At 64.5% G+C, this 18,490-nt stretch carries 19 protein-coding genes and 1 tRNA gene; 14 read left to right on the top strand and 6 right to left on the bottom strand.

The window, feature by feature from the left end:
* Positions 1-45: 45 nt before the first annotated feature.
* From hemL to AWB77_RS17190, 7 genes are all read left to right on the top strand, one after another.
* A complete protein-coding gene (gene hemL / locus AWB77_RS17220) occupies positions 46-1,329 on the top strand; it encodes a glutamate-1-semialdehyde 2,1-aminomutase (protein WP_061135646.1) in 1,284 nt (427 codons plus the stop codon).
* An 18-nt stretch (positions 1,330-1,347) separates the two neighbouring features.
* Positions 1,348-2,460 carry a bifunctional diaminohydroxyphosphoribosylaminopyrimidine deaminase/5-amino-6-(5-phosphoribosylamino)uracil reductase RibD gene (ribD, locus tag AWB77_RS17215; protein ID WP_061135645.1) on the top strand — a complete coding sequence of 371 codons (1,113 nt, stop codon included), beginning with the start codon at positions 1,348-1,350 and terminating at the stop codon, positions 2,458-2,460.
* A 24-nt stretch (positions 2,461-2,484) separates the two neighbouring features.
* Positions 2,485-3,099: a riboflavin synthase gene (locus AWB77_RS17210; RefSeq protein WP_061135644.1), complete on the top strand. Its 615-nt coding sequence runs from the start codon at positions 2,485-2,487 to the stop codon at positions 3,097-3,099.
* Positions 3,100-3,430: 331 nt separating this feature from the next.
* Positions 3,431-4,594, top strand: coding sequence for a bifunctional 3,4-dihydroxy-2-butanone-4-phosphate synthase/GTP cyclohydrolase II (gene ribBA, locus AWB77_RS17205; RefSeq protein WP_061135643.1), 1,164 nt, complete (start codon positions 3,431-3,433; stop codon positions 4,592-4,594).
* Between the two features lie 35 nt (positions 4,595-4,629).
* Positions 4,630-5,139 carry a 6,7-dimethyl-8-ribityllumazine synthase gene (gene ribH / locus AWB77_RS17200; RefSeq protein ID WP_061135642.1) on the top strand — a complete coding sequence of 170 codons (510 nt, stop codon included), beginning with the start codon at positions 4,630-4,632 and terminating at the stop codon, positions 5,137-5,139.
* Positions 5,136-5,573, top strand: coding sequence for a transcription antitermination factor NusB (nusB, locus tag AWB77_RS17195; protein ID WP_061135641.1), 438 nt, complete (start codon positions 5,136-5,138; stop codon positions 5,571-5,573). Before ribH ends, nusB begins: the two co-directional genes overlap by 4 nt.
* Positions 5,574-6,767 (top strand): pyridoxal phosphate-dependent aminotransferase, encoded by a 1,194-nt coding sequence (locus AWB77_RS17190; protein ID WP_061135640.1) that lies wholly within the window; start codon positions 5,574-5,576, stop codon positions 6,765-6,767. It abuts the gene before it with no gap.
* A 66-nt stretch (positions 6,768-6,833) separates the two neighbouring features.
* On the opposite strand, the gene AWB77_RS17185 is transcribed toward AWB77_RS17190, so the two are convergent.
* The gene (locus AWB77_RS17185; RefSeq protein ID WP_061135639.1) at positions 6,834-7,985 is read right to left on the bottom strand and encodes a lytic transglycosylase domain-containing protein; all 1,152 of its coding nucleotides are present in this window, start codon (positions 7,983-7,985) and stop codon (positions 6,834-6,836) included.
* A gap of 587 nt (positions 7,986-8,572) precedes the next feature.
* On the opposite strand from AWB77_RS17185, the gene AWB77_RS17180 reads away from it, so the two are divergent.
* The 3 genes from AWB77_RS17180 to AWB77_RS17170 are packed head-to-tail and all read left to right on the top strand — an operon-like array spanning position 8,573 to position 11,836.
* Complete coding sequence (locus tag AWB77_RS17180) at positions 8,573-10,168, top strand: UbiD family decarboxylase (RefSeq protein WP_061135638.1); 1,596 nt, start codon at positions 8,573-8,575, stop codon at positions 10,166-10,168.
* Positions 10,168-11,163 (top strand): asparaginase, encoded by a 996-nt coding sequence (locus AWB77_RS17175; protein WP_061135637.1) that lies wholly within the window; start codon positions 10,168-10,170, stop codon positions 11,161-11,163. The genes AWB77_RS17180 and AWB77_RS17175 overlap by 1 nt, the downstream gene beginning before the upstream one ends.
* Positions 11,164-11,167: 4 nt before the next feature.
* A complete protein-coding gene (locus AWB77_RS17170) occupies positions 11,168-11,836 on the top strand; it encodes a LysE family translocator (RefSeq protein WP_061135636.1) in 669 nt (222 codons plus the stop codon).
* A gap of 99 nt (positions 11,837-11,935) precedes the next feature.
* Here AWB77_RS17170 and AWB77_RS17165 read toward each other — a convergent pair whose 3' ends face one another.
* Positions 11,936-12,238 carry a hypothetical protein gene (locus tag AWB77_RS17165; RefSeq protein WP_061135635.1) on the bottom strand — a complete coding sequence of 101 codons (303 nt, stop codon included), beginning with the start codon at positions 12,236-12,238 and terminating at the stop codon, positions 11,936-11,938.
* Positions 12,239-12,562: 324 nt separating this feature from the next.
* Positions 12,563-12,724, bottom strand: a complete 162-nt coding sequence (locus AWB77_RS36390; protein ID WP_167354150.1) for a hypothetical protein — start codon at positions 12,722-12,724, stop codon at positions 12,563-12,565.
* Positions 12,725-13,490: 766 nt separating this feature from the next.
* Here AWB77_RS36390 and AWB77_RS17160 point away from each other — a divergent pair.
* The 3 genes from AWB77_RS17160 to trmB all read left to right on the top strand — a co-directional run bounded on the left by AWB77_RS17160 (position 13,491) and on the right by trmB (position 14,993).
* Positions 13,491-14,051, top strand: coding sequence for a YggT family protein (locus AWB77_RS17160; protein ID WP_061135634.1), 561 nt, complete (start codon positions 13,491-13,493; stop codon positions 14,049-14,051).
* 53 nt (positions 14,052-14,104) lie between these two features.
* A tRNA-Gly gene (locus tag AWB77_RS17155) sits at positions 14,105-14,179 on the top strand.
* 73 nt (positions 14,180-14,252) lie between these two features.
* On the top strand, positions 14,253-14,993 hold the full coding sequence (trmB, locus tag AWB77_RS17150) for a tRNA (guanosine(46)-N7)-methyltransferase TrmB (protein ID WP_061135633.1): 741 nt from the start codon (positions 14,253-14,255) through the stop codon (positions 14,991-14,993).
* A 68-nt stretch (positions 14,994-15,061) separates the two neighbouring features.
* On the opposite strand, the gene AWB77_RS17145 is transcribed toward trmB, so the two are convergent.
* The 3 genes from AWB77_RS17145 to AWB77_RS17135 form a co-directional block, all read right to left on the bottom strand.
* Positions 15,062-15,895: an undecaprenyl-diphosphate phosphatase gene (locus AWB77_RS17145; protein ID WP_061135632.1), complete on the bottom strand. Its 834-nt coding sequence runs from the start codon at positions 15,893-15,895 to the stop codon at positions 15,062-15,064.
* A 63-nt stretch (positions 15,896-15,958) separates the two neighbouring features.
* Complete coding sequence (locus tag AWB77_RS17140; RefSeq protein WP_061135631.1) at positions 15,959-16,552, bottom strand: DUF1439 domain-containing protein; 594 nt, start codon at positions 16,550-16,552, stop codon at positions 15,959-15,961.
* A gap of 75 nt (positions 16,553-16,627) precedes the next feature.
* Positions 16,628-16,915 carry a YkgJ family cysteine cluster protein gene (locus AWB77_RS17135; protein ID WP_061135775.1) on the bottom strand — a complete coding sequence of 96 codons (288 nt, stop codon included), beginning with the start codon at positions 16,913-16,915 and terminating at the stop codon, positions 16,628-16,630.
* Between the two features lie 147 nt (positions 16,916-17,062).
* Between AWB77_RS17135 and hemN the strand changes: the two genes are divergently transcribed.
* Entirely contained in the window at positions 17,063-18,445 is a 1,383-nt protein-coding gene (hemN, locus tag AWB77_RS17130; protein WP_061135630.1) for an oxygen-independent coproporphyrinogen III oxidase, read from the top strand.
* Positions 18,446-18,490: the final 45 nt, after the last annotated feature.

Raw genomic sequence — 18,490 nt, 5'->3', positions numbered from 1 at the left:
TCCTCGCGACTCCCGCATTCACTTTTTCAGCGCAGGTCTTCATCCATGTCCAAGAATCAAGAACTCTTCGAACGCGCGCAGCGGACCATTCCCGGCGGCGTGAACTCGCCGGTGCGGGCGTTTCGCTCGGTCGGCGGCACGCCGCGCTTCATCGAGCGCGCGCAAGGCGCTTACTTCTGGGATGCGGACGGCAAGCGCTATATCGACTACATCGGCTCGTGGGGCCCGATGATTCTCGGCCACGTTCATCCCGAAGTGCTCGATGCCGTCCAGCGCGTGCTCGCGAACGGCTTCTCGTTCGGCGCGCCGACCGAAGCCGAAATCGAGATCGCCGAGGAAATCTGCAAGCTCGTGCCGTCGATCGAACAGGTGCGGATGGTGTCGTCCGGCACCGAAGCGACGATGAGCGCGCTGCGCCTCGCGCGCGGCTTCACGAACCGCAGCCGCATCATCAAGTTCGAAGGCTGCTATCACGGTCACGCGGACAGCCTGCTCGTGAAAGCGGGCTCGGGCCTGCTCACGTTCGGCAATCCGACGTCCGCGGGCGTGCCCGCCGATATCGCCAAGCACACGACCGTGCTCGAATACAACAACGTCGAGCAGTTGAACGAGGCGTTCAGCGCGTTCGGCGCGGAGATCGCGTCGGTGATCGTCGAGCCGGTCGCGGGCAACATGAACCTCGTGCGCGCGACGCCCGAGTTCCTCAACGCGCTGCGGGAGCGCTGCAACGAATACGGCTCCGTGCTGATCTTCGACGAAGTGATGTGCGGCTTTCGCGTCGCGCTCGGCGGCGCGCAGCAGGTCTACGGCATCAAGCCGGACCTCACGTGTCTCGGCAAGGTCATCGGCGGCGGCATGCCGGCGGCGGCATTCGGCGGACGCCGCGACATCATGGCCCATCTCGCGCCGCTCGGCGGCGTGTACCAGGCAGGCACGCTGTCCGGCAATCCGATCGCGGTGGCTGCCGGTCTCAAGACGCTGCAACTCATCCAGCGCCCCTGTTTCTACGACGACCTCGCAAAACAGACGCGCAAGCTCGTCGACGGCCTGACCCGCGCCGCCCGCGATGCGAAGGTGCCCTTCTCCGCCGATTCCATCGGCGGCATGTTCGGCCTGTATTTCATGGACAGCGTGCCGGGCAGCTTCGCGCAGATCCAGCAAGGCGACACGAAGCGCTTCAACGCGTTCTTCCATGCGATGCTCGACGCCGGCGTGTACTTCGCGCCGTCCGCGTTCGAGGCGGGCTTCGTGTCGAGCGCGCACGACGACGGCATCATCGATGCCACCGTCGACGCCGCGCGCGGCGCGTTCGCGTCGCTCGCCGCCTGACGCCGCCGGGCCGCGCCGATGTTCTCCCAAACCGACTTCACGCACATGGAGCGGGCGCTCGCGCTCGCCTCGAAGGGCATGTACACGACGACGCCGAATCCGCGCGTCGGCTGCGTGCTCGTCAAGAACGGCGAAGTGATCGGCATGGGCTTCACGCAGCCCGCCGGCCAGGATCACGCCGAAGTGCAGGCGCTGAAGGACGCCCGCTCGCGCGGCAAGGATCCGCGCGGCGCGACGGCTTACGTGTCGCTCGAACCGTGCAGCCATTTCGGGCGCACGCCGCCGTGCGCGCACGCGCTCATCGATGCGCGCGTCGAAAAGGTGATCGCCGCGATGGAAGACCCGAACCCGTCGGTGTCCGGGCGCGGTCTCACGATGCTGCGCGATGCGGGTATCGATGTGCGTTGCGGGCTGCTCGCGAACGAGGCGCACGAATTGAACATCGGCTTCGTGTCGCGCATGACGCGCCGCCGTCCGTGGGTGCGCATGAAAGTGGCCGCGACGCTCGACGGCCGAACGGGTTTGCCGACGGGCGAAAGCCAGTGGATCACCGGCGAGGACGCGCGCGCCGATGGTCACGCGTGGCGCGCCCGCGCCTGCGCGATCCTCACCGGCATCGGCACGGTGCGCGAGGACGATCCGCAACTGACCGTGCGCGCGGTCGACACGCCGCGCCAGCCGCAACGGATCCTGATCGACAGCCGGCTCGACGTGCCGATGCACGCGCGCATTCTCGATGGCGCGCCGCCGTGGATTTTTCATTCCGCCGACGCCGATCCGGAGCGCATCGACGCGCTGCGCGATAAAGGCGCGGAGCTGGTCGAGCTGTCGAACGAGCACGGCAAGGTCGACTTGCCGGCGATGCTCACGGCGCTCGCCGATCGCGGCATCAACGAATTGCATGTCGAAGCGGGCCACAAGCTGAACGGTTCGCTGCTGCGCGAAGGCTGCGTCGACGAACTGCTGGTCTATCTCGCGCCAAGCCTGCTGGGCAGCGCGCCCGGCATGTTCGATTTCGCGCCGCCCGACACGCTCGATGCGCGTCCGCATCTGAAATTTCATCGCATCGACCGGCTCGGCGACGATCTGCGCATTCTCGCGCGCTTCGCGCACGCCAACGTCACGCGCTGATCAACGACTCGAGGAAAGAAGCCGATGTTCACAGGAATCGTCGCGGCAGTGGGCCGCATCGAAAAGGTCTCGCCGCTCGGCACGGAGCCGGACGCGGGCGTTCGTCTGACGGTCGCCGCAGGCAGTCTCGATCTCGCCGATGTCGAACTCGGCGACAGCATCGCGATTCAGGGCGCATGCATGACGGTGGTGCAGAAATCGGCCGGCGCGTTCGATGTCGACGTGTCGCGCGAGAGTCTCAACAAGACCGTCGGCCTCGGCGATGCGGGTGCGGCCGTGAATCTGGAGAAGGCGTTGCGCGCCCACGACCGGCTCGGCGGACATCTGGTGTCGGGTCACGTGGATGGCCTGGGCGTCGTGTCGAAGTTCGAGCCCGTGGGCGAATCGCACGAGTTGCGCATCGTCGCGCCGAAGGACATCGGCAAGTATCTGGCTTACAAGGGTTCGGTGACGGTGAACGGTGTGAGTCTCACGGTGAATTCCGTGAGCGATCGCGCCGACGGCTGCGAGTTCTCCATCAACCTGATTCCGCATACCGTCGAAGTCACGACGCTCAAGGCGCTGGTTGTCGGCGCGAAGGTGAATCTGGAGATCGATCTCATCGCGCGGTATGTCGAGCGGATGATGAGCGCGGGGTGATTTGCGGAGTTGCTGCGAGCCAGGGCGTCAGGCGGTCGAATATCGAGCTTCCGGCGAGCGCAGCACGTGAGTCTCGAAGGCCGGTTGCCTGACGTCCTGCGGCCAACGTCTCGTCCGCGAGGGCGGGGACGATAAGTCTCCGATAGCGCGCCGAGGAAACGCCGTCCTATCGCCGGGAAAGATCGAAGCACCGGAAGCGCATCTCCACGCAATTCGTCCGAAAGGCATAGGCAAACTTCCCGCCCGCCTGCCCGCCGATTTCACCGACGCTCCATCAGCCGTGGCGTAAAATACGCGCTTTCCCCAAACCGGACCCGCACGGGACGTCATCATGTCGCTCGCCTCCACTCCTGAGATCATCGCTGAACTGAAAGCCGGCCGGATGGTGATCCTGGTCGACGAAGAAGACCGCGAGAACGAAGGCGATCTCGTGGTCGCCGCCGAATTCGTGACGCCCGAAGCCATCAATTTCATGGCGAAGCACGGGCGCGGCCTCATCTGCCTCACGCTCACGCAGGAACGCTGCAAGCAACTGAATCTGCCGCTCATGACGCATCGCAACGGCACGCAGTACGGCACGGCGTTCACGGTGAGCATCGAAGCCGCCGAAGGCGTGACGACCGGGATTTCCGCCGCCGATCGCGCGAAGACCATCGCCGCCGCGGTCGCGCACGACGCGCGTGCCGAGCACATCGTCCAGCCCGGCCACGTGTTCCCGATCATGGCGCAGCCCGGCGGCGTGCTCGTGCGCGCGGGCCACACGGAAGCCGGGTGCGATCTGACCGCGCTCGCGGGCCTCACGTCCGCCGCGGTGATTTGCGAAATCATCAAGGACGACGGCGAGATGGCGCGCCTGCCCGATCTCATCGAATTCGGCGAGCAGCACGGCATCATGATCGGCACCATCGCCGACCTGATCCATTACCGCAGCCGCACCGAATCGATCATCGAGAAAGTCTGCGAGCGGACCATGCAGACCGCGCACGGCGCGTTTCGCGCGGTGCTGTACCGCGACGAACCGACTGGCTCGCCGCACATCGCGCTCGTGCGGGGCACGCCGCGTCCCGACCGCGACACGCCGGTGCGCGTGCACGAACCGCTTTCCGTGCTCGATCTGCTCGAAGTCGACGCATCCACGCACTCGTGGACCATCGACGCCGCGATGAAGGAAATCGCCGCGCGCGATCTCGGCGCGATCGTCATGCTCAATTGCGGCGACACGAAAGAACACCTCGTCGACGTGTTTCGCGCGTTCGACCAGCAAGACAAGGCGGCGGAACTCAAGCGCCGCCCGATCGACTTCAAGACCTACGGCATCGGCGCGCAGATTCTGCGCGATATCGGCGTCGGCAAGATGGAAGTGCTCGCGAATCCGCGCAAGCTCGGCAGCATGTCGGGCTATGGGCTCGAAGTGACCGGCTTCGTGCCGATGCCCGGCTGCCCCGCCACCGCCGCACCCGCCGATACGAGCATCACGCAATTGCGCTCGGCCTGAACGCCAAAACCTATCTGACCCAACGGAAATCATTCATGGAAATCGGACAATACCAGCCGAACCTCGACGGTGACGGCTTGCGCATCGGCATCGTGCAGTCGCGCTTCAACGAACCGGTGTGCAATGGCCTCGCCGACGCCTGCATCGAGGAGCTGGAACGCCTCGGCGTGATCGGCGAGGACGTGCTGCTCGTCACCGTCCCCGGCGCGCTCGAAATTCCGCTCGCGCTGCAAAAGCTCGCGGAATCCGGCCAGTTCGACGCGCTGATCGCGCTCGGCGCCGTCGTGCGCGGCGAGACGTATCACTTCGAACTCGTGTCGAACGAAAGCGGCTCGGGCATCTCGCGTATCGCGCTCGATTTCGGCATTCCGGTGGCCAACGCCGTGCTGACGACCGAGAACGACGAGCAAGCCGTCGCCCGCATGACCGAGAAAGGCCGCGACGCCGCACGCGTGGCGGTCGAAATGGCAAACCTGTCCGTCGCGCTCGAGCAACTCGGCGGCGACGATGAAGACGAAGACGAAGAAGACGAGGACCGCGCATGAAAAGCGCACGACGCCGTTCGCGCGAACTCGCGACGCAAGGGCTTTACCAGTGGCTGCTGTCGGGCGCGCCCGCCGGCGAAATCGACGCGCAGCTGCGCAATTCGCAAGGCTTCGACAAGGCTGACAAGGACCATCTCGATGCGATCCTGCACGGCGTGATCAAGGAATCCGACGCGCTTTCCACCGAACTGCAGCCGTGCCTCGACCGTCCGATCGAGCAGTTGTCGCCGGTCGAGCGCGCGGTGCTGCTCGTTGCCGCGTTCGAATTCAAGCATCACATCGACGTGCCGTATCGCGTCGTCATCAATGAAGCGGTCGAGCTGACGAAAACCTTCGGCGGCTCGGACGGTTATAAGTACGTGAACGGCGTGCTCGACAAGCTCGCCGTCGTGATGCGGCCGGCCGAAGCGCAGGCGCGAGGACGCGGTGCCTGAATGAACCACGCGTCGGAACCGCTGGTCAGGCTCGCGTCGCGCGTCGGCGCAATCGAGCCGTTCTATGTGATGGAGCTGATGAAAGAGGCTCAGGCGCTTGAGCGCGCGGGCCGCGACGTCATCCACATGAGCATCGGCGAGCCGGATTTCACGGCGCCGGAGCCGGTCACGAACGCCGCCGCCGACGCGTTGAAGCGCGGCGTGACGCAATACACCAACGCGCTCGGCATTCACGCGCTGCGCGAGGCGATCGCGCGGCATTATCGCGATACCTTCGGCCTCACGGTCGAGCCGGAGCGCATCGTCGTGACGGCGGGCGCGTCGGCGGCGCTGCTGCTCGCGTGCATGGCGCTCGTCGATAACGGCGACGAGGTCCTGATGCCCGATCCGTGCTATCCGTGCAACCGGCACTTCGTGTCGGCAGCGGATGGCAAGCCGGTGCTGATCGCGAGCGGCCCGGCCGAACGCTTCCAGCTGACCGCCGAGCATGTCGAGGAAAACTGGAGCGACAAGACGCGCGGCGTATTGCTCGCGTCGCCGTCGAATCCGACGGGCACGTCGATCGAGCCGGACGAGCTTCGCCGCATCGTCGATACGGTGCGTGCGCGCGGCGGCTTCACGATCGTCGACGAAATCTATCAGGGCCTGAGCTACGACGCGAAACCGGTATCGGCGCTTTCGTTCGGCGATGACGTCGTCACCGTGAACAGCTTCTCGAAGTACTTCAACATGACCGGCTGGCGGCTCGGCTGGCTCGTCGTGCCGCACGCGATGGTGAGCGCGGTCGAAAAATTGTCGCAGAACCTGTTCATCTGCGCGTCGGCGCTCGCGCAGCACGCGGCGCTCGCGTGCTTCGAGCCGGAAACCATCGCGATCTACGAAGCGCGGCGGCTGGAATTCAAGCGGCGGCGCGATTACATCGTGCCGGCGCTGCGCTCGCTCGGCTTCGGCGTGCCGGTCGTGCCCGACGGCGCGTTCTACGTCTACGCCGATACGACGACGGTTCATCATCCCGCCGCCGGCAACAGCGACGCCCTCACGCACTCGATGCTCCACGACGCGGGCGTCGTGCTCGTGCCGGGCGCGGATTTCGGCTTCCATGCGCCGGAACGCTACATCCGGCTGTCGTACGCCACATCGCAGGCGAAGCTGGAGGAAGCGGTTCAGCGGCTGGGCGCGTTGTTCCGTCGATAATCCGGGCGGCACGCGCAACAAAAAGGGCACCCTCGGGTGCCCTTTTCTCTTCGCGTCCGCCAATACTTACGCGCCGAATTCCGCCGATGCAACGTGCTTCGCGTCGCCTTCGCCGTCTTCCTGCGAGGCCGATTTCTTCGACGGATCGATGGTCGCGTGCACACGCTTGTCCGCCGCGACGGACGCCAGAACCTGCTTCGGCGCAGCTTGAACCGGTGCTTGCGGCGCGTTGATCGGCACGTTGCGGCCGCGGGCGACATCGCGCAAACGCGTGCGCTCGGCCAGCACTTTTGCACCGTAACCGCCGTCGTCCTGCGTCGTCGAACCGACGTAGTAGCGCAAGCCGCCCGCCACCGAGCCGCCGCGCGCGATGCAATCCTTCAGCACCAGCGCGCCGACCTTGATGTTCGCAAGCGGATCGAGCGCCGCGTGCGAGCCGCCGAAGTACTCGAATTTGTCGGAATGCACCTTCGACATCACCTGCATCAGGCCCTGCGCGCCGACGCCGCTCTCGGCGTAAGGATTGAAGCCCGATTCGATCGCCATCACGGAGAGCAGCAGAAGCGGATCGAGGCCGACTTCCCGGCCGGTGTCGAACGCAGCGCGCACGAGCTCGGCGACCGGCTCTTCCGCGACACGATACCGCCGCGCGATGAAGTTCGACACGAGCTTCTGCTCGCGCGTCGAGACGAGCACGCGGTCGTCGCGCGCATCCGCGACGACGCGTTGCGCCGGAATCAGGCTCGCCAGCATGCCGACGGACGGCATCGTGCGCGGGTCGAGCCCGTTGGGCGACACGGCGAGGCTGATCCCGCCGGTGAGCTGGCGCACGCTGGCGTCGTCGCTGGCAGCGGCGCCGAGCGACGGCGTGAGGGCGGCAGGCGCCTTGACGTTATCCGCGGGCGGCGCGCTGGCGGCGACCTTCACAGGCAGCGCGGCATCGCCGGCCGGGCGATGCACCGCCGAAAACGGCGGAAGCGGCTGACCCGCGAGCAGACGCGCGGGTCCCGCCTGCACGGCGGCCGACACGAACGGCATGATCTTTGCGGCGAACGTCGTGCGCCACGAAGGCGCGAGCCAGAGCGCGAGCGCGCTGACGACGGCCGCGCAACCGACCACGGCGAAGAGATGGTGACTCAAACGGCGTCCGCGACGTAGCGCTACGCGCACGATCTGCGCGGCGCGGGTGTCGGAACCCCACCAAACCGAAGCGCTCATCGATACTCCCAATGTTGCATGATTTGGGCAGATGAATACGAATGAAGCACGTATTCGATACACAAATCAGACACCGCTCACTCTCGGTAAGCGTCAGCGGCATCGGGGATACGGCATGTGCCGTCTGGAAAGCCGATCCGGCTAAAACCGCCGGGTTGCGCGGCACGAACTGCATGCCCTGAACGCGCACGTGGCTTTCCACGCGAAAAACCGGCGTGAGAAACGCCGGCAATGACAAACCAACAGCCATGAGTCGCCGGGCAGGAGCGGCGCAGGCGACGCATGTGCGTCTGAAAGACCTGAGGCGAAGGTAAAAAGTTTCAAAACCTGCAATGGATGCCAAGCGATTCTAACAGGGTTTAATGATCCGTCAATGCTATAGACTTTAGTTTCAATTACTCACAGTTATAATGAACAGTGTTTAGCGCCCGAAAAGCACGTCTGATGGGCGATTCAAAGCGGATTTCGCTGAATGTCGCCCAACGCACGGACGCATGCGCAGGTAAAATCGACAATCGCTTAGCGCGCAGCCGTCCCGCCCGTCGAAATCTCTCAAGGGCGCCTTCGAGACTCATTTCCGACCATCGATGAAATACAAAGATCTGCGCGACTTCACCGCCCGCCTCGAAGCGATCGGTGAGCTGCGCCGCATTCGGCAGCCCGTTTCCCCCGTCCTCGAGATCACCGAAGTCTCCGATCGCGTGTTGCGCACGGGCGGACCGGCGCTGCTGTTCGAAGCACCGACCGGTCACACGATGCCCGTGCTCGCAAACCTGTTCGGCACGACGCGGCGCGTCGCGCTCGGCATGGGCATCGAGACAGAAGCGCAAAGCGGTTCAGATGTGAGCCTCGGCAGCGACGTCGCCGCGCTCGGTTCGCTGCGCGATGTCGGCAGGCTCCTATCCGCGCTGAAGGAACCGGAGCCGCCGAAGGGCCTGAAGGACGCGGGCAAGCTGCTCTCGCTCGCGAAGGCCGTGTGGGACATGGCGCCGAAATCAGTGAGCGCGCCGCCTTGCCAGGAAATTGTGTGGGAAGGCAACGACGTCGATCTGAGCCGGCTGCCGATCCAGACTTGCTGGCCCGGCGACGCAGGACCGCTGCTCACCTGGGGCCTCACCGTCACGCGCGGGCCGAACAAGCCGCGCCAGAATCTCGGCATCTACCGGCAGCAGTTGATCGGGCACAACAAGCTCATCATGCGCTGGCTCGCGCATCGCGGCGGCGCGCTCGACTTTCGCGAGTTCGCGCTTGCGAATCCGGGCAAGCCGTATCCGGTCGCGGTCGTGCTCGGCGCCGATCCCGCAACGATTCTCGGCGCGGTGACGCCCGTGCCTGATTCCCTGTCCGAATATCAGTTCGCCGGTCTCCTGCGTGGCTCGCGCACGGAACTCGCGAAGTGCCTCACGCCGGGCGTCGATACGCTCCAGGTGCCCGCGCGCGCGGAGATCGTGCTGGAAGGCTTTATCTATCCGCAGGACGGCACGCCGACGCCCGCGCCCGCTGGCGCGCCGCCGCGTCCGTCGTCGGGTGCATCGGCGAAATACGAGCACGCGCTCGAAGGCCCGTACGGCGATCACACGGGCTACTACAACGAGCAGGAGTGGTTTCCGGTCTTCACCGTCGAGAAGATCACGATGCGCCGCGACGCCCTCTTCCATTCGACCTATACCGGCAAGCCGCCCGACGAGCCCGCCGTGCTCGGCGTCGCGCTGAACGAAGTCTTCGTGCCGCTCTTGCAGAAGCAGTTCACCGAAATCACCGATTTCTATCTGCCGCCCGAAGGCTGCAGTTATCGCATGGCGATCGTGCAGATGAAGAAGAGCTATCCCGGCCACGCGAAACGCGTGATGTTCGGCGTGTGGAGCTTCCTGCGGCAGTTCATGTATACGAAGTTCATTGTCGTCGTCGATGAAGATGTGAACGTGCGCGACTGGAAGGAAGTGATCTGGGCAATCACCACGCGTGTCGATCCGACGCGCGACACCGTCATGGTCGACAACACGCCGATCGATTATCTCGATTTCGCGTCGCCGGTCGCGGGTCTCGGCTCGAAGATGGGACTCGACGCGACCAACAAGTGGCCCGGCGAAACGAATCGCGAATGGGGCCGCCCGATCGTCATGGACGAAGCCGTGAAGCGCCGCGTCGATACGCTCTGGACCGAACTCGGACTGGATAAATAATGATCGCGGCCACGCTCTATCGAGGCAATGTCATCGAGAACACGCACGCGGCGCACATCGCCGTGGTCGATGCGGACGGACGCCTCGTCCATTCGTTCGGCGATCCCTATCGCGTGACGCTGCCGCGCTCGGCGGCCAAGCCCGCGCAGGCGCTCGCCGTCATCGAGACGGGCGCGCTCGAACGCTTCGGCTTCACCGACGAAGACCTCGCGCTGATGTGCGGATCGCACAGCAGCGAGCCGCGTCACATCGAGCGCGCGCTCGCGATGCTCGCCAAATCGAACGCGAGCGAAGACGATCTGCGCTGCGGCGGCCATCCGCCGATTTCAGAGGCCGTGTACAAGGACTGGATCCGGCGCGACTTCACGCCGACCGCCGTGTGCAGCAACTGCTCAGGCAAGCACGCCGGCATGCTCGCGGGCGCGCGTGCGATGAACGCGCCGCTCGCCGAATACCACCTGCCCGGGCATCCGTTGCAGGCGCGCGTGAAGCAGACGGTCGCGCGCGCCGTCGATCTCGCGGATGACGACGTGCAATGGGCCATCGATGGCTGCAATCTGCCGACGCCCGCCTTCCCGCTCGAACGTCTCGCGCGGCTCTATATGAAGATCGCCGCCGCGCCGGACGGCTCGCCGCTCGCGCGCATCCATCGAGCGATGACATCGCATCCGGAACTCGTCGCGGGCGAAGGACGCTTCTGCACGCTGCTGATGCAGGCGTTCGGCGGCATGCTCGTCGGCAAGACCGGCGCTGATGCGAGCTACGCGATAGGCGTGCGGCGCGCGCAAGGCCCCATCGGCATTGCAGTGAAAGTCGAAGACGGCAATACGGCGGTGGTCAATGCGGTCGTCGTTCATGTGCTCGATGCGCTCGGCATCGGCACGCAAGCGCAGCGCGACGCGCTCGCCGCGTTCCGCAATCCGCCGACGCGCAATACGATGAACGTGCCGACCGGCCGCCTCGATGTCGGTTTCACGCTTCATAACCATCAATAAAAACATGCATTCGTGGTCGTTGCTGTCGGACGGTTTTTTTCTGTCGCTGTCGTTGTGTCTGGATATCGGGATCGCCAACGTCGCGATCATTTCGCTCGCGCTGTCGCACGGTTTCAAGCCGGGCATGGTGCTCGGCCTCGGCACCTGCTTCGGCGACCTGTTTTATGCGGCGCTCGCGCTCGCGGGCATGTCGGCGTTGCTGCAATTCTCCGCCGTGCGCTGGGTCGTATGGATCGGCGGCGCGATCGTGCTGCTCTTTCTCACCTGGAAGATGGCGCGTGAAGCCCTCTATCCGGCGTCCGCACCGCCCGTCGAGGGCGAGGCGGATCTCGCCGCGCCGCGACCGAAGCACTGGAGAAGCTTCGCTCGCGGATGCCTGCTCGCGGTGTCGTCGCCGAGCGCGATTCTCTGGTTCGCGGCGGTCGGCGGCGCGCTCATCGCCAAGGCCGGCGCGACGAGTCCCGTCAGTGCGTCGGTGTTTCTCATCGGTTTCTTCTGCGGCGGGCTCGGCTGGACGATCTTCATCTGCACGCTCGCGAGCCACGGCAGAAAGCGCGCCGGAACGCAGCTTCTGCGCGCGTGCCACGTCATGTCCGCCGTGCTTTTCGCGTACTTCTCGTATAGCGTGATCGTCAACGGCTATCGCGATCTGATCGTGAACGCGGCATCGTGACGATGCTTTGACGCGCGACGCAAAGAAGCGCGCCGTAAACGCAAAAGGCGATGCCGATCGCATCGCCTTCATATCGGACCGCCAGGATTGCCAGGCCGGTCAGTGACGCCAGTAGCCCGGCCCGTGGCGGTAATAGCCGTGATGCCGATAGTACGGACGGCCATAGTAACCGTAGCCGCCGTACCCGCCATAGACCACCGGCGGCGGCGGCGCGTACATGACCGGCGGCGGCGCCACGTAGACCGGCTGCGGCGGCGCCACATAAACCGGCGCGGGCGGCGCGGCATACACCGGATAGGCCGGCACCCCGATACCCACGCCGACGGAAACATGCGCCTGCGCGACCCCGACGAGCCCCGCACCGAGCGCACCTGCTACCAACAGACTACCGAGTTTTTTCACTTTCGTTCTCCTCGCCGCTTCGCGTGATGGCCGATCTGCGCGGGCTCACGGGCGACGGTGTGAGACGAATTTATCGAAAAAGCCGGCAGGCCGCCGAATCGATTTGTTGCAAATTGCAAGTTCCTTAACGTGCTATCGATGCTGAAAGCCAGCCGATGCCTGCCGGCAGGTTGCCGGCATTCGATGACGTCCGTGGGCGCGGCATCGACACTGAAAACCGCGTAACGTCTATTTACAAAAGAACGGAAAAGCCCCACCGGACAATGCGTCCGGCGGGGCTTTTCATGTAATGCGCGAGAGTCTTAAAAAAAACAGTCTAACGGCTCAGCCGACTTTCACGTAAGCGAATTCACGCGTGACATTGGGCGGCACGTAAGCCGCGCCGATCACCACCCGAGGAGTCAGCCGCTTTTTCTGATCCCACCAGCGGCGCCGCTGGGCCTGGCTCAGGAATCGCAGATGCTTCCGATAAGAGAAAATGCTCATGGCAACCTCCGAACGTAGCGAATGAAACTTTATTGGGAGCGCGCGGCCGGCATTCGCGCCGCGCATTCTCTCCCGCCTGATTCGTCTTCTCTTTAGTATTGAGCGCCTGTCCGTTCCCTCGTGTTCGCAAAGAAACCAAGTTCCAACGTCAATGTGCGATTAACCACATTCCGCAGAAAACCCGCTTTTTGTCCGGCCGAAAAAGAACCGCTGGTTTTTACCTCGCCTGCTTTTCGTAAAACCCCAAACTTGCCGCAACAGTGCGGCGCGCTTTTTCGCCAACCGTACTTATATACTGCCAGTTTTGCGTGTAATACGCTTTTCGCGATCGTCTCAAAATGGCAACACCAGGGTTTTTCGATGCGGGCGTGCTTCGCGCGAATGCGCGTTCGGACACTTTCACACGCCTTTCACCCGCCTTCCAACGGATTACCCCGACAATCGCTCGCACCGCGTGCGACAACGTCCCCAAGCGTTCCCGAAGCCATGTTATGGTGACGTCCGGCACCCCAGCGGCTAAGGCTGTCGGGCGGGGAATTCGAGCCGCCGTTGGCTTCGACAGGTTGGCTTCGACCAGATACTCAAGTCCAGAGAACGAACAATGATCAAGGTCCGCATTCACCATTCGCGCCGCCCGGACGGCCTCTTCCCCGACACCGTGCGCGAACGGCGCTTCGCCCGCTAGCGCCCTTCGTATTTCGTCACCTTTCGCTCAAACGACCCGGCGCACGTCGCGACACTGCGCACGCATTCCAGAGGACCCGAGATGTTCGGCGATATCGCCCGTTTTCTGCTCAACACCCTTTTCACCCTGTTCGGCGCGGCGCTCCTGCTGCGCGCATGGATACAGGTCGTGCGCATGCCGCCTTACAACCCCGTGTCGAACGCCGTGATGCAGGCGACCAACTGGCTCGTGCTGCCGCTGCGCAAGATTCTTCCCGGCGGGAAAATCGACTGGGCGAGCATCGTGGCGGCGTTCATCGCATCCGCGGTGTATGTGACGCTGATGGTCGTGCTGGCGGGCGTCGATCCGACGCTCATGGTGCCGATCCTGCTGCTCGTCGCGCTGCTGACCGTCGTCAAATGGGCGCTGAACCTCATCATCTGGGTGACGATTTTGATGGCGCTGCTGTCGTGGCTGAATCCGCAGTCGCCGGCGATGCCGCTGCTCTACCAGATCACCGCGCCGTTTCTCGATCCGCTGCGGCGCATCCTGCCGCGCCTGGGCGGCATCGATCTTTCGCCGATTCTGCTGTTCGTGATCGTGCAGGTGCTGCTGATGGTCGTGACGCGCGTCGCGGTGTCGATGACGCTCTTCGGCATCTGAGGCCGTGCGCAATTGCGTCGCAAGACGCGTTGCGCTTACAATAGCCGGCTCATGCGGGCGTCGTATAATGGCTATTACCGTAGCTTCCCAAGCTACTGACGTGGGTTCGATTCCCATCGCCCGCTCCAGCATTCCAGCGAAAGCCGCCCCGAATCACGTATGGGCGGCTTTTTAGTTTCCCGCATCCGTTCCCATCGCCTCATGAGCCACGATCCCCAAGACGACGCCGACGACAACGGCAGCTTCCGGCCCGACGTCACCGAAGACGCCACGCTGCGCCATCGCCGGATACGCAGCTTCGTTACGCGCGCGGGGCGTGTGTCGCCGGGACAGCAACGCGCCATCGACGATCTCGGTCCGCGCTACGTCGTGCCCTACGCGCCGCAGCCGGCCGACTGGGACGCGTGCTTCGGCCGCCACGCGCCGCGCGTGCTCGAAATCGGTTTCGGCATGGGCGCGACCACGGCGGAGATCGCGGCCGCGCGGCCGGGCGATGACTTCATCGGCGTGGAAGTGCACGAGCCGGGTGTCGGCGCGCTGTTGAAATTGATCGGCGAGCAGGGTCTCGGCAACATCCGCATCCTTCAGCACGACGCAGTCGAAGTGCTCGAACACATGATCGCGCCCGACAGTCTCGATGGCGTGCACATTTACTTTCCCGATCCGTGGCACAAGGCGCGTCATCACAAGCGCCGGCTGATTCAGCCGAAGTTCGTCGCGCTGCTCGTGTCGCGCATGAAGCCGGGCGGATACATGCATCTCGCGACCGACTGGCAGAACTATGCCGAGCAGATGCTCGAAGTGCTATCGGCGGAGCCGGCGCTCGAAAACACCGCGGACGGCTACGCGCCGCGCCCCGATTTTCGCCCGGTCACCAAGTTCGAGCGTCGCGGCTTGCGGCTCGGTCACGGCGTCTGGGATCTGATGTTCCGCCGCCGCTAAACGCATCGCTAAAACGACAACGCCACGGCAAGCCGTGGCGTTCTGCATTATGCGCGATGAAAGCCGGATCAGTCGGCCCAGCTCAGTCCGCCGCTATATCCGACGATCAGAATCAGCAGGCCGAAGCCGATGCGATACCACGCGAACGCCGTGAAATCGTGCGACGCGACGTAACGCAAAAGCCAGCGCACGCAGACGAAGGCGCTCACGAACGCCGCGACGAGCCCGATCGCGAAGAGCCCGAAATCGCTCACGGTGAGCGTGCGCCAGTACTTGGCCATTTCGTAGAGCGTCGCGCCGAAGATGATCGGAATGGCGAGGAAGAACGAAAACTCCGTGGCCACGCGCCGCTCGAGCCCAAACAGCATGCCGCCGATAATCGTCGCGCCGGATCGCGAGGTGCCCGGAATCAGCGCGAAGCATTGCGCGAGGCCGACCTTCAAGGCATCGGCGTAGGACAGGTCATCGACGGAATGCACGCGCGTCATGGCGCCACGCTCGCGCTGCCGCGACTCCGCCCACAAAATCACGATCCCGCCGACGATCAGCGCCACCGACACCGGCACCGGCGAGAACAGCACCGCCTTGATGTGCTTTTCGAGCAGAAGGCCGAGCACGATGGCCGGGATCGTCGCGATGATTACGTTCACCGTGAAGCGACGGGCGTCGGGACGCGAGGGCAGCCCCGTGACCACGGAGGCGATCTTCGCGCGATATTCCCAGCAGATCGCGAGAATCGCGCCGAACTGGATGACGACGTCGAAGGTTTTCGACTGCGCGTCGGTGAAATTCAGCAGACTGCCCGCCACGATCAGATGCCCCGTGCTCGAAACCGGCAGAAATTCGGTCAAGCCTTCCACGACGCCCAGAATGAGCGCCTTCACCATCAGTATCCAGTCCATCCGTCAGCCCTTGTTCGCCATGTTCGCCGTTGCTTGTGGAGCACATTGCGCAGAGATTTCGACTTACTTCTCGACGATCTGCACACGTATGCCGTTTGTAAGGACTGTGATTGTACCGGGTTCATACGACACGCCGGCGAACTGGAGTTCTTCGGGTTTGAAGGTGTGGATCGGATAGCGGTCGAGCAGTTGCGCGGCGAGCTGCGCGCCGACCGACGCAATCTGTTGGTTGTACTGCGCGGCGTCGCCGGTGAAACGGGCATCGTCGACGGATGGCGAGACGAGAATGACCGAGCGGCTCGGCGTATCGTAGCCGAGTTGCGTCGACAGCGTGAAAGCGCCGACGACCGGATTGGGCATGAACGGCGTCGCAAGACGCGCATCGACCTGCACCGTCACGCGATTGCGATCCGGCGCCATGCCGACGACAGGATTGCTCAGGACGACGTCGAATATCTGCGAGGCCGTACGTTGCAGCGGGAACTTGCGCGCGACCGCGTCCTGCACCTGCCGCGTCGAAAATGTGTAGTGGTCCGGAATGAAGGGAAATATCGAATTCGAGGCGGCCTGCGCCTTCGATCCGAGTGCGAGCGCCGGCAGCGACATCAGTCCTGCCAGCACGAACCGGCGCCGCAGCGGCGCGACGGTTTTCGTCATGCGTGATCCTCCAATGCTTTTATCTGAGTCTGCGCCGTCGTCCCCGGCGCGGTCCGCGGATTGGACCGCCGAACGTCACGACAGTTGCGCCGGCTGCGTCGCCGCTTCGAGCCGCTTGATCCACACCAGCGCATAGTCGCGCGTCTCGCCGCACATCTCGCTTGAGGGCTGCAGGCCGCTGCAGCACGCCGGCCTGCGCGGATCGCCGAAGATCTTGCAGCGCAGATCGTCGCCCAGTTGCACGCAACGTTCGCCCGCGCGCTTGCCGGCCGGCATTCCCGGAATTGGACTCGAAATGGACGGCGCGATGCAGCAGGCGCCGCAGCCTTCGCGGCAGGCGTGAGGCGATGAATCGATCGACATGGCGTTACTGAACAGCGCGAGAAGAAACAGCATTTTCGCACGCCTTTTCTTTGCGTTTCGTCAAATGCTGCCATCGCGCTGCGACCTTATCGCGCAACGATGGCGTTCATCGCCCGACTACACTCGGACCATCCCCAGAGGTTCGCCATGACGCCCGCCGCCCCGCTCTTCCGCCCCGATCTGCTCGCGCGCTACGATGCGCACGGCCCGCGCTACACGTCCTATCCGACCGCAGTCCAGTTCACCGACGCCTTCGACGCCGCGCATTATCGCGAGGCCGCGCGCCAGTCGAAAGCGAACGCTGATCTCTCGCTCTACTTTCACATCCCGTTCTGCGACACGGTCTGCTTCTACTGCGGCTGCAACAAGGTGGCGACAAAAAATCGCGCGCACGCACGCCCTTATCTCGATCGCATGAAGCGCGAGCTGGCGTTGCAGGCGGCGCTCTTCGATCCATCGCGTCCGGTCACGCAATTGCACTGGGGCGGCGGCACGCCCACTTTCCTCTCGCACGGCGAGATGGCCGAGCTGATGGCCGCGACACGCGAGCACTTCAAGCTCGTCGCGGACGAGCGCGCCGAATATTCGATCGAAGTCGATCCGCGCGAGGCGTCGGCGGATACGATCGCGCTGCTGCGCGAGCTCGGCTTCAACCGCCTGAGCCTCGGCGTGCAGGATTTCGACGAACGCGTGCAGCGCGCCGTCAACCGCATCCAGCCGCGGGCGATGACCGAAACCGTGCTCGACGCCGCGCGCGCGCACGGCTTCAAGTCGGTGAGCGTCGATCTGATCTACGGCTTGCCGCATCAGAACGTCGAGGGATTCTCACGCACGCTCGATGCGGTCATCGAACTCAAGCCGGACCGCGTGTCCGTGTTCGGCTACGCGCACATGCCCGCGCTCTTCAAGATGCAGCGGCAGATCGACGAGCACGCGCTGCCTTCGCCCGCCATGCGCCTCGCGATTCTAGAACGCGTGATCGCGCGCATGAGCGAGGCGGGATACGTGTACATCGGCATGGATCATTTCGCGCTGCCCGGCGACGAGCTCGCGCGCGCGCTCGAAACCGGCACGCTCCAGCGCAATTTTCAAGGCTACAGCACGCAGGCGGATTGCGATCTGATCGGCATCGGCGCGTCGTCGATCGGCAGGATCGGCGATGTCTACGCGCAGAACGCGCGCGAACTCGCGGACTACGCCGCGGCGATCGACGCGGGCCGGCTCGCCATCGCGCGCGGCGTGCGCCTCTCCGCCGACGACACGCTGCGCCGCGACGTCATCATGCGCATCATGTGCGGCGGGGAGTTGCGTTTCGACGATATCGCGCGCGCGCATCGCGTCGAGTTTTCCGCCGTTTTCGCCGACGAACTCGCGCGCCTCGCGCCGATGGCCGGCGACGGCCTCATCGATCTCTCGCGCGACGCGCTGCGCGTGCTGCCCGCCGGACGCATGCTGGTGCGCAACGTCGCATCGGTATTCGACCGCTATCTGGGCCAGGCGAGCCTGCGGCGCTTCTCGCGCACGATCTGAGCGGTGTCCGATCGACGCCGGTGGCTTAGAATGACAGCCACCTTG

Origin of the sequence: Caballeronia fortuita, assembly GCF_001544835.2 — a bacterium.
In the GTDB taxonomy this organism is placed as follows: Bacteria; Pseudomonadota; Gammaproteobacteria; order Burkholderiales; family Burkholderiaceae; genus Caballeronia; species Caballeronia fortuita.
Note: the sequence above shows the minus strand (reverse complement) of the source record. Positions and strands in the feature narration are given on the sequence as shown.

Bases quoted from the DNA above. Each gene is read 5' to 3' on its own strand.
- hemL (WP_061135646.1), top strand. From the start codon at position 46: ATGTCCAAGAATCAAGAACTCTTCGAACGCGCGCAGCGGACCATTCCC.
- ribD (WP_061135645.1), top strand. From the start codon at position 1,348: ATGTTCTCCCAAACCGACTTCACGCACATGGAGCGGGCGCTCGCGCTC.
- AWB77_RS17210 (WP_061135644.1), top strand. From the start codon at position 2,485: ATGTTCACAGGAATCGTCGCGGCAGTGGGCCGCATCGAAAAGGTCTCG.
- ribBA (WP_061135643.1), top strand. From the start codon at position 3,431: ATGTCGCTCGCCTCCACTCCTGAGATCATCGCTGAACTGAAAGCCGGC.
- ribH (WP_061135642.1), top strand. From the start codon at position 4,630: ATGGAAATCGGACAATACCAGCCGAACCTCGACGGTGACGGCTTGCGC.
- nusB (WP_061135641.1), top strand. From the start codon at position 5,136: ATGAAAAGCGCACGACGCCGTTCGCGCGAACTCGCGACGCAAGGGCTT.
- AWB77_RS17190 (WP_061135640.1), top strand. From the start codon at position 5,574: ATGAACCACGCGTCGGAACCGCTGGTCAGGCTCGCGTCGCGCGTCGGC.
- AWB77_RS17185 (WP_061135639.1), bottom strand. From the start codon at position 7,985: ATGAGCGCTTCGGTTTGGTGGGGTTCCGACACCCGCGCCGCGCAGATC.
- AWB77_RS17180 (WP_061135638.1), top strand. From the start codon at position 8,573: ATGAAATACAAAGATCTGCGCGACTTCACCGCCCGCCTCGAAGCGATC.
- AWB77_RS17175 (WP_061135637.1), top strand. From the start codon at position 10,168: ATGATCGCGGCCACGCTCTATCGAGGCAATGTCATCGAGAACACGCAC.
- AWB77_RS17170 (WP_061135636.1), top strand. From the start codon at position 11,168: ATGCATTCGTGGTCGTTGCTGTCGGACGGTTTTTTTCTGTCGCTGTCG.
- AWB77_RS36390 (WP_167354150.1), bottom strand. From the start codon at position 12,724: ATGAGCATTTTCTCTTATCGGAAGCATCTGCGATTCCTGAGCCAGGCC.
- AWB77_RS17160 (WP_061135634.1), top strand. From the start codon at position 13,491: ATGTTCGGCGATATCGCCCGTTTTCTGCTCAACACCCTTTTCACCCTG.
- trmB (WP_061135633.1), top strand. From the start codon at position 14,253: ATGAGCCACGATCCCCAAGACGACGCCGACGACAACGGCAGCTTCCGG.
- AWB77_RS17145 (WP_061135632.1), bottom strand. From the start codon at position 15,895: ATGGACTGGATACTGATGGTGAAGGCGCTCATTCTGGGCGTCGTGGAA.
- AWB77_RS17140 (WP_061135631.1), bottom strand. From the start codon at position 16,552: ATGACGAAAACCGTCGCGCCGCTGCGGCGCCGGTTCGTGCTGGCAGGA.
- AWB77_RS17135 (WP_061135775.1), bottom strand. From the start codon at position 16,915: ATGTCGATCGATTCATCGCCTCACGCCTGCCGCGAAGGCTGCGGCGCC.
- hemN (WP_061135630.1), top strand. From the start codon at position 17,063: ATGACGCCCGCCGCCCCGCTCTTCCGCCCCGATCTGCTCGCGCGCTAC.